This window comes from Sphingobacterium zeae, assembly GCF_030818895.1.
Classification (GTDB): Bacteria; Bacteroidota; Bacteroidia; order Sphingobacteriales; family Sphingobacteriaceae; genus Sphingobacterium; species Sphingobacterium zeae.
Genome location: NZ_JAUTBA010000001.1, coordinates 4421586 through 4437131 on the forward strand (window position 1 = coordinate 4421586; position 15546 = coordinate 4437131).

Sequence of the window (15546 nt, forward strand, 5' to 3'; positions counted from 1 at the left end):
GTTTTAAAATGAAATGTTCACACCCAGGTTGTATGTTCTCACAAGCGGGAATATATAGCCGTTGCTATTCTGACTAGTCGACTCGGGATCTATCCCTTTCACGAGCTTGGTCCAGGTGACGAGGTTATTACCACTGGCATACACCCGCACGGCGCTTAGCCCGACACGCTGCAAGAGTTTGCTGTCGCGGACGGTATAGCCTACAGAAGCATTTTTTAAGCGCAAAAAGTCTGTTGAGCGCAGCCAGAATGTACTCCTTATTTTCGAGGCTTGGGATACACCGTCAATAGCATTTAGTGCCGGGTAAAGGATCTCCTGTCCACTTTCATATTTTTCCTGCGTCCATCTGCCACTATTAACTTCCTCTACGATACGATTGCCGCCGTAGTAGGTGTTACTGATATCATAAGAGCCTTTTGCGGTACCGATAAATAGTGTATTTAAGTCCCAGCCCTTGTAGGTCACACCCAAACGGAAGTTGTACGAGATCAGCGGAAAAGAAGGATAGCCAATTGGGATCATATCGTTGTTATCGATAATACCATCGCCATTGATGTCCTTATAGCGTAGGTCGCCAACATCCACCAGATTGCTAAAGCTATTGTAAGGACGGTTGGCCAGTTCGGCAGCATTGTTGTAAAACCCATCCGCGACCAATCCCTTTGGCTGGCCGATCATGTATCCCGTTTGGTTCATCCAAGGATATGGGAAAGCCGCTTCGGCCATGTAATCTATTTTATTGCGTGCATAGGAGAAATTTCCTTTTAAGAAGTAGGTAAAGTCTTCGCTTAACTTATCGTCCCAGCCCAATTCAAACTCCCAGCCGCTATTGCTTACCCGACCTAAGTTGGATACCGGTATGCGATCAACCCCTAAATTGGCAGGAATAATGCTCGGCTGAACAAGGATGTCGGAACGTTTTTCATTAAAATAAGTCCCTGAGAAGGATAATTTATCACTGAAAAATTTCAGATCAAGCTGTACGTTGCTCTTTTTTGCCCGCTCCCAGATCAGCAGCGGATTTCCGACCGAAGATTCAATAGCCCCCGGAATGTGTGGGTTTGTTGCCGACCCATCTGTGCTTCCAAAATAATAGCCATTGTTTTGATCTGCCAAATTCCACGAGTTCGGCAGGTAAAGGTAACGTCTGGCAGTGGTCTGATCGTTACCGACCTCACCATAGGAGGCTCTGATCTTGGCAAAGCTCAAAAAGCTGTTGTCTTGCAAGAAAGACTCTTTGGAGATAATCCAGCCCGCAGAGAAAGCGGGAAAGAAGCCAAAACGCTTACCGGGAGCAAACTGTTCGGTCCCATTGTAGGCCATATTCACCTCGGCCAAATAGCGTTCGGCATAGTTATAGGTAGCACGCCCAACTAAGCTCATTAAACCCGAAGGTGTATTAAAAGCTAGGTTGTTATCAATGTATTTTTGGGCATTCGCCAAGACGAGACCCGATACATTATGCTTTCCAAAGTCGCGGTTGTAGTCTACGCCAGCTTCATAATACATTTTTCTAAAACTGGAATTGAATAGGTAGTCGGTGAGACTATTGTCGGTACTGACCATGCCCCCGATGTAGACGATTTCTGTCGGGTTTTGTGGATTTCGGTAAGCCGAATAAGTCGGCACGCCTGGCGTCACGGTATATCCTTTTGCATAATTATCGTCGTAAGCCACCGTGAAATGGGATTTAAGACCACGCGTCAGATAGTCCATTTTATGCTTCAGCACCGTCTGCGCACTGAGGTTGGTTCCCTGTGTGACGCCGTAGCCGCGCGTTACAAGATTGAGCGGATTAATGACCTGGCTTGGAAAACCACCATTTCCTCCTCTCACCGTCCCGATGGGGTTCGTTGGGCTACCGTCGGCTCCGAGAAAGTTTAGTACGATGCGGCCATCAACGATTCCGGGCGAAATAAAAGGCCCATGTTTGAGGTCGAGCAATATCGCCTGATAACGCGATGCCAGGTCAGATCCCTGCACGTTACTAAAATTATCCGACTTGGGGTTGGCAATTTTGTTCTTTAGGAATTGGCCGCTGATGTTGACACTGATATCCAGATTTTTGACCACCTCAATATCGAAATTATTACGGAAAGTGTATCTAGAGAATTTTGGATCCACATCTGCTCCGGCTATTTTTGTATAGTTCAGAATACTCGTCTGATCAAAATATCCGATCGAACTGGCATATTTAAATCGTTCGCTGCCTCCCGAAACATTTAAGTTGTATTGATTTTGACGTCCCGTGCCATTGAAGAGTTCTTTGTACCAATCGTGACTGGTGTAATACAGTGCCGGACTGTTTTGCAGCTGCTGCTTCTGTTGCTCGTTGAGTGGCATGGCTGCAATTTCTGCAGCTGTATAATCGCGGTTGTTTTTAAACTTCCAAAGCTCATCTTCCGAAAACAACATATTATTATACGAACCGTTTCCTGAAGCATCCAGTTTTCGGATCGATTCATTTCTGCTGGAAGCAAAGTCATGCGAATTGGTCATGCCCATGAGCGATGTTGCGCGCGTAAACCCCGTGTTGGCCGAGAAACTAAAAGCAGGTCTTCCCGAGCGGCCCCGCTTAGTGGTAACGATAATCACGCCATTAGCGCCACGGATACCGTATACCGCTGTCGCCGAGGCATCCTTTAAGATACTGACGTTCTCAATATCGTTGGCATCAATGGCGTTCAACATGGTAAATGGATTTTCCGCAGGCTGCTGCACACCGTCGATAACGACAAGCGGATTGGACCCATTTAAGGTCGATATTCCGCGGATGCGCAAAGTCGTTGCATTCTGCCCTGGTTCGCCGCTGTTCTGTATCCCAGTGATACCCGGCGCCATACCGACCAGCATATTACTGACATTGGCTACCGGCGTTTGTACCAGATCTTTACCTGCTACCACACTGACAGAACCTGTCACGGTCGGTTGCTTCTGTTTACCATAGCCGACAACCACCACCTGCTCCATCTGAATATTATCTTTATACAATTGGATGTTGATGGCCTTCAGCTCGCCTACGACCCTACGTTGCGGCAAGTAACCGACGAACGTATAGATAAGTGTATCGGTGGGAAGTGCTTTTATCGAATAATCCCCCGTGACATTAGTCAGTGTCACATTATTCGAATTTTTGACGCTGACATTAACGCCAGTCAGCGGACGCCGCTGCTCATCCACCACATTTCCAGAAATGCGGGTTTGCGCATGAGCCATGCAGGTGATGGACGCCATAAATATCCCTAAAAAGGCTACCTTTTTAGAAAAATGTACTGTCGAGCGTTCAAGACAAGTCGAATGACTGTCAGTGGACAAACAAATCATATTTATCAGTTCGTTTATAATTTTGAAATTATTTCCCTTACGGTAACCTGAGTGGTCAATCAATAAATTGGTTACAGCATTGCATCAAAATTAGGATATTGGCTATGCTTGAGGGATGAATTTTCGCAGAATATAGGGGGAAAAATGTTTCACTTCTCCCCTTTTAAAGCTTCTGGCGGTGTTTTTCCTGATAGGCAGATGGTGTAATCCCGCATTCTTCACGAAAAACTTTGGTGAAATATTTGGGATCAGTAAAGCCCACTTGGTAGGCAATTTCAGCGATAGACCACTGTCCGGTCTCGAGCATATGCTGCGCCCGTTGCAAACGGATGCTCCGGATAAATTCCACTGGTGTTTTGCCGGTCAAGTCAAAAATCCGCCGGTACAAGGTCGCTCTGCCCAAGGCAAATGCCTCACCAAGTCCCTGCACGGAGAGGTTCGAATTGCCCATGTTAGCCTCCACGTAGGCCAGCACTTTTGTGATCCACTCATTATCGAGTGAAGCCGTGTCCAGCTCACTGGGGGCTACTGAAACCTGCTTTTGATAGGTTTCCTTAAAGCGATCCTGCTGAGCGAGTAGATTTTTCATTTTTGAAACCAGCATTTCCATGCGGAACGGCTTGGTGATGTAATCGTTGGCTCCCATTTCGAGGGCCTGGAGCTGCCGCTGCTCGGAATTGACGACAGTCAGCAGGATAAAAGGAATAAAAGCCGTCCGTTTGTCTGTCTTAATCTTCTGGCAGAGCTCCGCACCATTCATTTCGGGCATATTGAGATCGCTGACGATCAGATCGGGATGCTCTGCAAGGGCCTTCTGCCAGCCTTCCTTTCCGTTGGAGGCCACAATAACCTGAAAATACGGCTGGAGAAATTCCTTCATGTAACTGCGGTAGTCGTCGTTGTCTTCCACCAACAGTACGGTTTTTTGCATCGAAAGAGCGGAGCCTATGTCTTCCGCTAGTACATCATCGGACACTGCTTCATTCCGATCCTGGATATCTTGCAACGGCAATTGCAGCACAAATGTACTTCCCTGTCCGACTTCGCTTTCAGCATGCAGGGTACCCTTATGCAGCTTGGCAAACTCCCGGCTGATGGCCAGTCCAATACCACTTCCCTGGTTGATCATATGTTTGGGCAGTTCGTTCTGAAAAAAACGTTCAAAGATCTTTTCCAACCTATCGGCAGCAATACCTATCCCCGTATCGCTGACGCGGATTTCGAGTCGATCACCAGACTGCGTATCAACGGAGAGCGTCACACGCCCCCCCTGGGGTGTAAATTTGAAGGCATTGGTCAACAGGTTGAAGAGTATGCGCTCCATTTTATCCGGATCCAGGGCTGCCCAAACATCCTCGCCCAAGGTTTCGAAGGCGAACTGCACCTGACGTTTTTCAGCCAGATCGAGAAATGAATCGTAGACCTCTTTACAAAGCCCAAAAATCCGGAGGTTCTTTTTATGCAGATGCAACTCACCAAGCTCCAGTTTCCGGAAATCCAGCAGCTGATCAACGAAATTGAGCAGGCGCCGAGCATTTCGGTGGATCAATTTGAATTGCCGTTGCTCATTTTCGGAATAAGGCTGATCCAACAATTTTTCTACTGGTGTCAGGATCAAGGACAGCGGAGTTTTAAGCTCATGGCTAACATTGGTAAAAAAGTGGATCTTCATCGCATCCAGCTCCTGCCTACGCAGCTGCTCCTGTTCCTGCTGTTCTTGCTTAAATTTCAGGCGGGTACGGCTGATGATCCGATAACGCCCCCATACCAGTCCCAGTACGATGACCAAGCCATAAAAACCATATGCCCAGGCACTCGCCCAAAAAGGAGGCCTAATCTCAATATCCAGCTTGGCGTATACTGGATCGGCAGCACCACTTTCTTCGGCACGCACCACGAGCGTATATTTTCCGGGTGCTAATCCCGTAAAACTTATTTTTCGGCTGTTCCCATCCACACTTACCCACTGGTCATGTAGCCCCTGCATCCGGTAGCTGTAGTTTATTTTTCCGGCATTGACAAAATTGAGTGCTGCAAATTGGATAGCAAACGCATTCTGATTGTATTTTAAAGCCAGTTTATGGGTGGAGGATATACTCTCCGACAGAATCAGGTTGCCATCATATTGCTCCCCCACGCGCACACTGTTATTGAACAGCTGCAAGTCAGTAAACAGCAACGGATAACGATGCCCCCGGATAGGGTCATTGGGCGGAAAGAACAGGTTAAACCCATTGCTGCCGCCAAAAATCAATTCACCCGCTTTTGTCACAAATGCAGCGTCGTCATTGAACACATTGCCCTGCAATCCATCCGTTTCGTCGTAATTCCGAAAGGATAATTTTAGTCCACCGTTTACATACTGCGGTGAGATCCTGGACAGGCCGTTGGGCGTACTTGCCCAGATGGTGTGCTGATGGTCCATGATCAGGCGCAAGATGGTCTGGTGGGGCAAGCCATCGGCTTTGTGGTATTTGAAAAACTTCTTCTGCTGCGGATCGTAAATCGACAGGCCGTCCCGCGTGGCTATCCAAATGAATCCCTTTGCATCCTCGATGACATCCAGTACCGTGGTATTACACAAGCTATTTGCTGCACCTTGCTGATAGCTAAAATGCTGCAACAATTTTCGATTCCGATCATACAGTTCAATACCGGCCGAACCACCTACCCACAGGTTTCCATTCCGGTCCTCCATGATGGCATTGACCGAAAAGTTAAAGGGATGATTGTAGCGGTAATCCACAAAACTATTCGTTGTCCGGTCTAGAAGCTGCAGTCCCTTGTTTAATGTCCCCACCCATAAGCGTCGTTCGCGATCTTCAAATATCTCCCAAACGTTATCTTCCGATAAACTTCCCGCACGCTTGCTATCGTGCCGATAGTAGGTAAAACGCTGGCCGTCGTAACTATTCAGGCCGCCGAAATAAGTACCGATCCACAGCTTATTGTCGCGGTCTACATATAAGCTCGCAATAATATTGCTTGAAGGGCCGCTTCCGTTATCCGTTTGCAGATATTTTGTAAACGTTTTCGCTGCCCGATCGTAATAGAGTAAACCCCGCCCATTGGTACCGATCCATAGATTGCCGCGTCTATCCTCGGCAAAACAATTCACATCGTCAAAAGGTAAACTCTTTAGGTTATTCGGATCGTGACGGTATTGCGGAAACGAAGACTTTGTCTCGCTGTAAGAATTAATTCCCGCTTTGAAGGTCCCCATCCAGATTGTTCCTGACGCATCCTTTAACAACGACTGTATCGCATTTCCCGGCAAAATTTCTTTTGTACCAAAATCATTCGAGATATAACTAATGGTTCTCTTTTGTTTATTAACGAGGTTAATTCCACCGTGATCTGTAGCAATCCATATGTTGCCCCTATCGTCCTGCACGATGCCGTTAACGATATCGTTATTGAGTTGAAGCTGACCGACTTTTCGATCCAGTGTCAGCCATCTGTTATCTGCGGCAGAAAGCCAATAAACTGCATTCGCCTTACCGGGCACATAGATCCAGGCATCATCCTGTGCATCTATAAAAAGTTGATAGCCTTGCTCGCCATTACTTGCAGGCACATGAAGCCTTCTGACCAATTGATTATCCGAATCCCGTCGTACGTCGACTGTTCCATCTGCATACACTATCCAGCTCTGCTGTCTGGAATCAAATGCAAGTGATGACACCGCATTGCTGTAAAGCGGTCGGCTGCTGTTTTGCGAATTTAAGAGCTGCGACTTTTTCTCCCGGATGAGGTATTTATAAATCCCTTCGCCCGGATAGATAAACCAGAAATTCCCACGGCTATCGGTAACGATTGTCTTGAACCACTCGTGCGGCAAACCGAGCTGGGCGAGCCAACGTTTTGGCCTGGATTCAAATTGTTCGTTGGCTGCATTGTATCTGTTCCAGCCCTTTGGTGTATAGATCCATAGCGAATGGAGCGGTCCTTTGACTATTTTATCGATATAATTATCGTTGATACTGGTGCTATCCTGCTCGTTGTGTAGAAAAACTTTAAAGTCATAGCCGTCGAAGCGATTCAATCCTGAAGCCGTACCAAACCATATGAAACCATTTTGGTCTTCGGCCATAGCAATCACCCGACCATTGGAAAGACCGTTTTTGATGCCCCTATTGTTAAAGAAATAGCTTTTTCCCTGCGCATCCGCTTTTGTGCACAGCATAATTATCGCCAGCGAAAACAAAAGGCGACAGTAAACCATCAAAAAAAAGGATCTTTGTTTCAATTCAGCCAATACTTTTAATAGGGGGAAACGCTAATTAATTATTTTCCACATTAGGATTGTCAAAGATACGTTTATTCCATTACATCGTATAAATTAAACTTTTTTTGGACAACGTGAATGGCTTTACTTCGGAAAGTCCGTTAACCGGCTACCTGTTGTGGATGTAACTGTTGGCCAACAACACTATTTATTAAGAATAAACCGACTTAAATTTTATACCCGAATGCGTATAAATAGTACTAAATACAAATAAATATACCCGATTGGGTATACAAAGAGATTGCAAATAATAGCATAAAACAAAATTTTCACCCAAAAGAACGGATCGAATGTTAGAAAAAAAAGAGCGAATCATAAACCAGCGCCATGCGGATATAAATTGGTCGAATAATTGCTTTATTGAGCTATGCATATTTGCATAAAACACAAAGTCGATCCAACATGAAAAAATATATTATCGTATTCAGCTTATCCTTACTTACGCTAAGCGTTTCAGCACAAAAGAAAAAGAAAAAAGAAGTACCGCCGCCAGCGGTAAACCCCATTCCCGAAGCACAAAGAGTAATCGAACAGGCGGGTACTTCGGAAAGTATGGAAGCCGGCATGATAACCATGCCCATGCGGGCGGCCAATCAGGTGCGCATCAAAAAGACAGATGGGCAAGAACTGACGTTGGAGAACTTCGAAGAACTGTTGAACACCGATCTTTCGCAGATCCAAACCTTATCGCTGAGTTCTTCCATCTCAGGAAAGAAGCTCGACAGCGGCATCCTACAAAAGGTGGTTGATGAAGGCGGCCAGTTGGAAGAATTGGAAATCAACAACCTGACTATCACTCGCTTTCCTGAGATCAAAACTGTCCACCCCACGCTGAAAAGAATCACATTAAGCAAAAATGAGCTCAGCACATTGCCGGAAAACATTTCAAACCTCACAGCACTGGAAGAGTTCGACTGCAACAACCCCTTGACGACTTTGCCTGCATCCTTTGCACAACTCAAGAATTTAAAACAATTGGGGTTAAATGGTAATCTATTTACCGCTTTTCCCAAAGAAATTTTTAGTCTTGGCAAACTGAACTTCCTATCCCTTTCTGGCCATTATAAAAGTGAAACTAAGCTGAACGATCTGCCCGATTTATTTGAGCAGTTGCCCGAATTAAAACAAATCGGTATCGAAAACGCGGGGTTGACTACGCTACCAAAATCTATTGCTACCCTTAAAAATTTAGAGAAGGCCAATTTTTCATTCAACCAGTTTACCAGCTTCCCTGCAGCCCTACAAAACAATCCCAAACTGGTCTATGTACCATTTACGAATAATCCCCTTCAATGGGAACCATTCTTGGCTTCTGTAAAAAAAATCAAGTGGAGCGGTCTTTTCTTCTTGAACGATACAGGATTGACAAAGAAGCAGTATGAGCAGGTACAGCAGATCCTAAGCAAAACCGATGTTTATTATGATGAAATGAATGACTAAGTTCAATCCTAGCAAAGGAAGCAAACTCTATACAGATAGTTAGACAACCTCACTATCAACCACTTCAATAACAAAAGCAAAGAACGTTGATATTTACGAGGGATTCATAGAAGCTTGCTGTACAAATTTGGGTTTCACCCCAAAATGCTTTTTGAAGCTTGCTGAGAAATGGGCAGGATTGCTATAGCCTAAAAAGCGTGAAATTTCATTTATTGGCCGATCGCCCTTTGCAAGCAAGCGCTTCGCTTTTTGCATTCTACTCGCTGTGACATAGCCATAAATAGTGGTCCCGTAGCAAAGTTTGAAATATTTCTTTAAATAGTTTTCATTCGTTCCCAATTCGGCAGACAACTGTGCTAACGATGGTGGATCTGTTAATCTGCTCTCTACTATTTCTTTTGCTTTAATCATTAGTTTTTTCATTTCAGGGCTGAGGTTATTATCAATTGGAAGCGCAATGCCTTTAACCTTCTGCTGATCAAATGTCCGCGCCAATAGCTCCAGAACCTTACCAAAACAATACAGTGATTTCCATTCTTTGTCCATCTCCGTATCGAGTAGTTCAGCAATAATTTCCTTCTGTTGCGCACTGATCAATCTGGACTCGTCAAAGAGAATGCCCGTCTGTGACTTTTCCGTAAGACTACGCAACTTAAGCCGAAAAGAGCTATCTACGGGCAAATAGGATTCGAATAAAGAAATCGGTATATTGATTTCAAAAAAGCTTTCTGCCGGGCGGCGATGCCATAAGCCAATAATCTGAGGTGCTGCAAACAGGTAACTTTGAACATGCCCCGGTGAACAGCTGCCTAATAGTTCACCATCTACGTAGTACTGCCGGTCACTATTTAACGCGAAAAAAACATGAATATACGGTGCAGCATTATCAATACAGAGATAGCCATCACTTGTAGATGTCAGTTCCGAATGCATCATATGCATACCCTGCGGCAGGACAATCTCGGAGACATTCATCCGTGATGAATACTGTTTCATCGTCTTTTGGCGAAATTGGAAAGACTGATTGCTAAATGTGCGGATATCAAACACGTAATGAGGCGGCGTGTCGGCCATTTCGCGCGCAACTTGCTCAACCAAAGACCATGATTCCTGCAGATGTGCATTATTGAGAAGTACTTTTTCTAAACCATCCATAGCCAGGGTAAACTTTAAAATTCCCGAATTGCATATTTTTTCTCCGCCAAATATAAGTTTAATCATCGAATTTTGTCTGCTTATTAAGATTAAATTTAAATAAGATGCGAAAAATACCTATGCTTGTCGCAGCCATATGGAGTTTACAACTCCCCCTTAGCCATGCGCAAGAAAAACAGTTATTCAACGGAACAGTTTTGGATGAATACAATACTCCCCTTGCTGGTGCTACAATTACGGTACTTAAAACCAACCAGCATACCGCAACGGACCATCACGGACAATTTATATTGCCTACCTTAAGCAAAGGAACCTATGATATCCGAATTAATGCCATCGGTTACAAAACGATCAAACAGAAAATATTGATTGATCCGGCACATCCCTTTACCATGACATTTCCCATGTTCCGTGCAGAGGAAGCGCTGCAAACGGTGGAAATTTACGGGCGCAAAGAAAAGTCCTATCGAAACACGCAGTCCTTTATCGGCAGTAAGACCGAAACCAAATTACGCGACCTCCCGCAGTCAGTTTCGTATGCGACTAAAGAGCTCATTGCCGACCAAGGGTTGATGCGTGTAGGCGAAATTGTTAAAAATTTCAGTGGTGTCAATCAGTTTACCTTTTACGACGATATTACGATCCGGGGCTTTCGGATCAATGGTGGGTCCAACACCCAGCTTGTCAACGGGATGCGTACCACAACAGGATTCTGGAAACAGCCGCTGGCCAATTACCTGGAACGGGTAGAAGTATTGAAAGGCCCATCGTCAGCCCTATTTGGGAATGCGAGCCCCGGCGGTGTCGTCAATCGTGTCACAAAAAAGCCGTTAGACGAGGCACGCAAATCGCTGCAGTTCTCGGTGGGAAGCTTCAACAACCTCCGTGCCCTGGCGGACTTCACAGGGCCTATGACATCCGATAAAACGTTGCTTTACCGCCTCAACATCGGTTATGAAAACGCACAAAGTTTTCGGGATCTGCAGTTTGACAAAAACTTGGTGCTGGCACCATCGTTTTCCTTTATTCCCTCAGAAAACACCCGTATCAATTTTGATATGGTCTATAACGATTCCAAGTCGAGACTCGACCGGGGACAATCTGTCTTTGCCAACGGTGATCTGTATTCAACGCCTATTAGCCAATCCATGAGTACGGCCAATGATTTTCTGAACGAACAAACCTATATGGTCACTGCCTCATTGAATCACCGTTTCACTGATAAATTGAGTTTCAATGCATCTTACATGAAAACAGGCTACGCCGAGGATCTTTCAGAACACCGCTCGGCCAATGCATATGCTGTAGATGGCAAAGGAGCCAATATTGAGAACATGGTGGCGAGGCAGGTTTTCATCCGAAACAAAAAACGATTTGTCGATAACATCACCGCTTTCTTCAATTACAACGTCAATACAGGTGTGCTATCCCACAAACTCATTGCCGGCTATGACTACGCGCAGGAGGTATTACCTGTGGGCGGTTCGCAGCTGACAGCGAGCGGTTACAGAAATAAAGATAATACAGGCAGCATTGCTAAATTTGATCCTAAAATGATCAATAATTATTTACTTGACAAAAATGGCAATCCGGTGCCCAATGTATCTAGCTTTGATCTCAGCAACCCGCTAATAAGTCAAGAGTTGCAGGACGAAAGCAAATATTTTTTTGCACCGGCATCCACTGCCACTACATCAGTTGCTCCTACCTACTATCATCTGAATGCATTGTATGTGCAGGATCAGCTCACTCTGGGACCGCTTCAATTATTGCTGGGATTACGGTATGAGAATTACAAGGATATTGCCAATTATAAAACAGATCAGGCCGAGAATGTACACCAAGATGTCCTTCTGCCACGCTTTGGCGCAGTATATACCATCAATCCGCAGATTAATCTATACGGAACCTACGTCAAAGGCTATAACCCACAAACGGCTTCGGCACTGGCAAATCCAAATGCAGGCGGGCCATTCGATCCGCTCGAAAATGATATGACGGAGTTTGGATTAAAAACCGCCTGGTTGGATGGAAAATTACAGGCGAGCACAGCCATATATCAGATCAACCAGAAGAACACGCTTTACCCTGCGCCTACCGCCGCAAATGCCGAATTGATGGAACAAATCGGAAAGGAAAGATCCAAAGGGATCGAGTTTGACATTCAGGGTCAGATCCTTCCGTATTGGAGTATTATCGCTTCTTATGCTTACAACGACGCCAGAATTACCAAAGGCGGGAATAACGAAGAACTGAACAAACAAAAGCCCAATGCGCCTCGGAATACCGCGAATATCTGGACCAGATTTTCTATTCCCTCCGGCAAAGCCAAAGGCTTGGGAATCGGCGTCGGCGCCAACTACGTAGACAAGCGAAACCTTTCCATTAAACAATACCAGTCGGTACCCTCATACAGTTTATTGAATGCTGCTTTGTACTATTCCATTGGTAAGGTGCAGCTGCAGGCCAACTTTAATAATATCACCAATAAAACCCATTGGGTAGGTGGTTACGATTACATCCGTCTATTCCCAGGTGCACCACGTAATTTCCTATTGACACTCGGCTATACCTTTTAAGGATGACTTTAAAAAAGACGATCTTGTTTTTACACCGCTGGATAGGATTATTGTCCGGTCTGGTGGTTTTTATTGTGAGCATTACAGGCGCTATTTATGTATTTGAGAAGGAACTATTTGCCCTTTTTCATCCAAGTTATGTGACGGTAACGGCACACAAAGGCGAGAAAACACTTCCCCTTTCCATCTTGAAGGCAAATGCACAGCGGGTCACCGATCATCCCATTACCCTTATCCGTGTGCCTGCTAGAGATGATCAGCGACAAATTTATCTATTTGAAGCCCTTAAGCGTCGTCCAAAGAACGATATCGTCGGCGTATTCATCAACAAAGAAATCCGCTATTGGGACCGTATTTTTGTAGACCCCTACAGCGGAAAGGTTTTAGGTAAAATAGATGTCGAAACTAATTTCTTCTGGATTGTCAGGCAGATCCATCAATTCTTATATCTGAGGCGCGATGTGGGCAGCACCATCGTAGGTACCAGCGTCTTGCTGTTTATCATTACGTTACTCTCGGGTATTTTCCTTTGGTGGCCCAAAAACCGTAAAGTCGCTGTTAAACGCCTCAAGATTAATTTTAGTGCTAAATGGAAACGCCTAAACTACGATCTTCACCAAGTACTTGGCTTTTACGCTTTCTTCGTTGCTATCGTCATTGCGGCAACGGGTTTAGTTTGGTCCTTCAAATGGTGGGAAACCAGTATTTACTGGTTGCTGGATGGTAAGCGGCCCAATAAGAAACACGAAGAGCCAAAAGCTCCAGAAAATACAATAGATGCCGCCAGTGAGGCCTCGCTAGATCTGATATGGTCTGATGTTGTGAAAAGTTATGGCGCGCATGAAGGTGCTTTGGTCAATATCCCACAAAATGCTTCAGTAGCCAATGTTACTGTCTATAAAAAAGGAAATACTTGGTGGTCGGCTTCTGATACCTATACCTATGATCTTCGTAGTGAAAAGTGCTCTTTCCAGCGGCTGCAAAATGATAAAACATTGGGTATGAAGTGGCGCGATTCCAACTATGATATCCATGTCGGAAAAATTGCCGGGCGTACAGGCATGTGGATCGCATTTGTGACCAGCTTAATCTGTGCCTCCCTGCCGGTAACAGGCTTTTATATCTGGTATGGTAGAAAGTTTAAGAAGAAGAAGAAACAGCGTAGTTAAGATGACACCTTCTATCGAGGCTGCCAAAAGGCTCGCTAAGATTTTGGATATTACGGAGGGTTACTTACTGTGCGAAAACGAACCGTCCGACCTTTTTAAAGACCTCGCTATGCTCAAAACGGTTTCAGGATATTGCAACACTCCCCGAAAAGGATAAGGAATTAGCTGCTCGTTACCGTTGACCACTTTATTAAAGCAAGCAAGATTTCTTTGATGTAAAACAAAAACGCCAAGCTGTAAGCCTGGCGTTTAAGAGTTATTAAATATTAGGTAATGTTTCAGGCTTTAGCCATAGAGATATAAATTCCTTATCATCGTCAATAACGACAACGCAATTATTCATAAACTCAACAGCATTACCTTTCTTTTCTGGATTACCAATACATAGGCACCCACTTTGAACATTAATAAACATTGGCAAATCATCTTTGCTTACCCTGTAAGAAAACCCCTCCTCTGAATTACCTGCAACTTTCAATTCATACCTCCTTAAAAAGTAGCATCAATACTTCCTTTTTCAGTTGACATAATCTCTCGAACAGTTAAAGGTAAATTCATATAAGGCCTTGATGTTTCCAGCTGATTTTGTAAAAGTATATTCAGCGGCCTGCACTCCCATCATAGCAGCATTACGAAATAAGCATATTTAATACAGACAGTTTGCTGTCTAACCTCTTCCTTAACTCATTCTCGCTAATATTAAAATTATCATTGGGATCATAAAATTCTTCAGGGTTATACTCATCAATGTTCAAAAAAATTTCATCCATGATATGGTTGACTTCAGCATCAAATGATGAAGTCAACCAATAAGTATCCTCTCTTCTAATTTGAAGAAAATGCTCAACAAAAACAGAAGCCGTAATTTTATTAGACAGAAAAATGCTAATAAGATAAATGTACCTCTGTAAATTTATTTTATCTAAAAGTTTTATACCTGTTACCATAGAAATCCCTTTGTTAAAACACCTTCAACTTGCACAGGACTTAAAGCAGCTCCGCTAATAAATTGTCCTGAAGGAGAAGCAATAAGATTTAATCCAGTTTATGGATTTAAATAAAAGGTTACAGGATTGTTTGAATTCCCATATGCCCCTTGAATTATTTGCGTTCCTGATCCATTAATATGTTGATTTAATGCCGAGCTAAATTTTGCTGCATTTACCTTGTTATAATTACCCACTACACCAAAGTCGCTTGCATGCTTAAACTTGGTTTGCAGTTGCTTTGAAGTATTTAAAAGAACGTTACTATTCCCTACCCCCTTAGCGGCAACTAATTCCCTTGCACCAAAAAAACCACTGTTCGCAGCGTTTGTATTCGCTACAAAGAACAACAGTATTGTATGAGGTACGGCCACTTTTTCATGGCTGCTAAGTACCATTAATGGAGTAATTAACCTGGCATAAATGATCGCTAAAGCTAATACAAACAAGATCATTAAGAATAGCCAACTTTTAGTTTGCTTCATTATTTAGTAAAAAAAGGATATGTTTGATAAGTATTTGATTCCTTTTCGGTAAATATATTACGTTTTATATTATAGTCATCTAAAAATTTGGTTGTTCTTTTATAATTTTTTACAGGTAGA

General features: G+C 44.1%; 9 protein-coding genes. 3 read left to right on the forward strand and 6 right to left on the reverse strand.

All coding sequences use genetic code 11. The features are described 5' to 3' along the window. Positions 1-3: 3 nt before the first annotated feature. The gene (locus QE382_RS18520; protein WP_307187225.1) at positions 4-3315 is read right to left on the reverse strand and encodes a SusC/RagA family TonB-linked outer membrane protein; all 3312 of its coding nucleotides are present in this window, start codon (positions 3313-3315) and stop codon (positions 4-6) included. A 172-nt stretch (positions 3316-3487) separates the two neighbouring features. Next, entirely contained in the window at positions 3488-7510 is a 4023-nt protein-coding gene (locus tag QE382_RS18525) for a hybrid sensor histidine kinase/response regulator transcription factor (RefSeq protein ID WP_307187226.1), read from the reverse strand. 504 nt (positions 7511-8014) lie between these two features. Between QE382_RS18525 and QE382_RS18530 the strand changes: the two genes are divergently transcribed. Next, positions 8015-9052, forward strand: coding sequence for a leucine-rich repeat domain-containing protein (locus QE382_RS18530; protein WP_307187227.1), 1038 nt, complete (start codon positions 8015-8017; stop codon positions 9050-9052). Positions 9053-9145: 93 nt separating this feature from the next. Here QE382_RS18530 and QE382_RS18535 read toward each other — a convergent pair whose 3' ends face one another. Next, positions 9146-10273 (reverse strand): helix-turn-helix transcriptional regulator, encoded by a 1128-nt coding sequence (locus QE382_RS18535; RefSeq protein WP_307187228.1) that lies wholly within the window; start codon positions 10271-10273, stop codon positions 9146-9148. A gap of 38 nt (positions 10274-10311) precedes the next feature. Between QE382_RS18535 and QE382_RS18540 the strand changes: the two genes are divergently transcribed. Further along, entirely contained in the window at positions 10312-12786 is a 2475-nt protein-coding gene (locus tag QE382_RS18540; protein WP_307187229.1) for a TonB-dependent receptor, read from the forward strand. Between the two features lie 2 nt (positions 12787-12788). Then, positions 12789-13955 carry a PepSY-associated TM helix domain-containing protein gene (locus tag QE382_RS18545; RefSeq protein WP_307187230.1) on the forward strand — a complete coding sequence of 389 codons (1167 nt, stop codon included), beginning with the start codon at positions 12789-12791 and terminating at the stop codon, positions 13953-13955. Between the two features lie 259 nt (positions 13956-14214). On the opposite strand, the gene QE382_RS18550 is transcribed toward QE382_RS18545, so the two are convergent. From QE382_RS18550 to QE382_RS18560, 3 genes are all read right to left on the reverse strand, one after another. Next, positions 14215-14433 (reverse strand): hypothetical protein, encoded by a 219-nt coding sequence (locus QE382_RS18550; RefSeq protein WP_307187231.1) that lies wholly within the window; start codon positions 14431-14433, stop codon positions 14215-14217. A 151-nt stretch (positions 14434-14584) separates the two neighbouring features. Continuing rightward, the gene (locus QE382_RS18555) at positions 14585-14902 is read right to left on the reverse strand and encodes a colicin immunity domain-containing protein (protein WP_307187232.1); all 318 of its coding nucleotides are present in this window, start codon (positions 14900-14902) and stop codon (positions 14585-14587) included. Positions 14903-15000: 98 nt separating this feature from the next. Then, positions 15001-15426, reverse strand: a complete 426-nt coding sequence (locus QE382_RS18560; protein ID WP_307187233.1) for a colicin D domain-containing protein — start codon at positions 15424-15426, stop codon at positions 15001-15003. Positions 15427-15546: the final 120 nt, after the last annotated feature.

What these genes read in the sequence shown, in the direction of transcription:
- QE382_RS18525 (WP_307187226.1), bottom strand. Translation starts at nt 7,510, where the DNA reads ATGCTGTGCACAAAAGCGGATGCGCAGGGAAAAAGCTATTTCTTTAAC.
- QE382_RS18530 (WP_307187227.1), top strand. Translation starts at nt 8,015, where the DNA reads ATGAAAAAATATATTATCGTATTCAGCTTATCCTTACTTACGCTAAGC.
- QE382_RS18535 (WP_307187228.1), bottom strand. Translation starts at nt 10,273, where the DNA reads ATGATTAAACTTATATTTGGCGGAGAAAAAATATGCAATTCGGGAATT.
- QE382_RS18540 (WP_307187229.1), top strand. Translation starts at nt 10,312, where the DNA reads ATGCGAAAAATACCTATGCTTGTCGCAGCCATATGGAGTTTACAACTC.
- QE382_RS18545 (WP_307187230.1), top strand. Translation starts at nt 12,789, where the DNA reads ATGACTTTAAAAAAGACGATCTTGTTTTTACACCGCTGGATAGGATTA.
- QE382_RS18555 (WP_307187232.1), bottom strand. Translation starts at nt 14,902, where the DNA reads ATGGTAACAGGTATAAAACTTTTAGATAAAATAAATTTACAGAGGTAC.
- QE382_RS18560 (WP_307187233.1), bottom strand. Translation starts at nt 15,426, where the DNA reads ATGAAGCAAACTAAAAGTTGGCTATTCTTAATGATCTTGTTTGTATTA.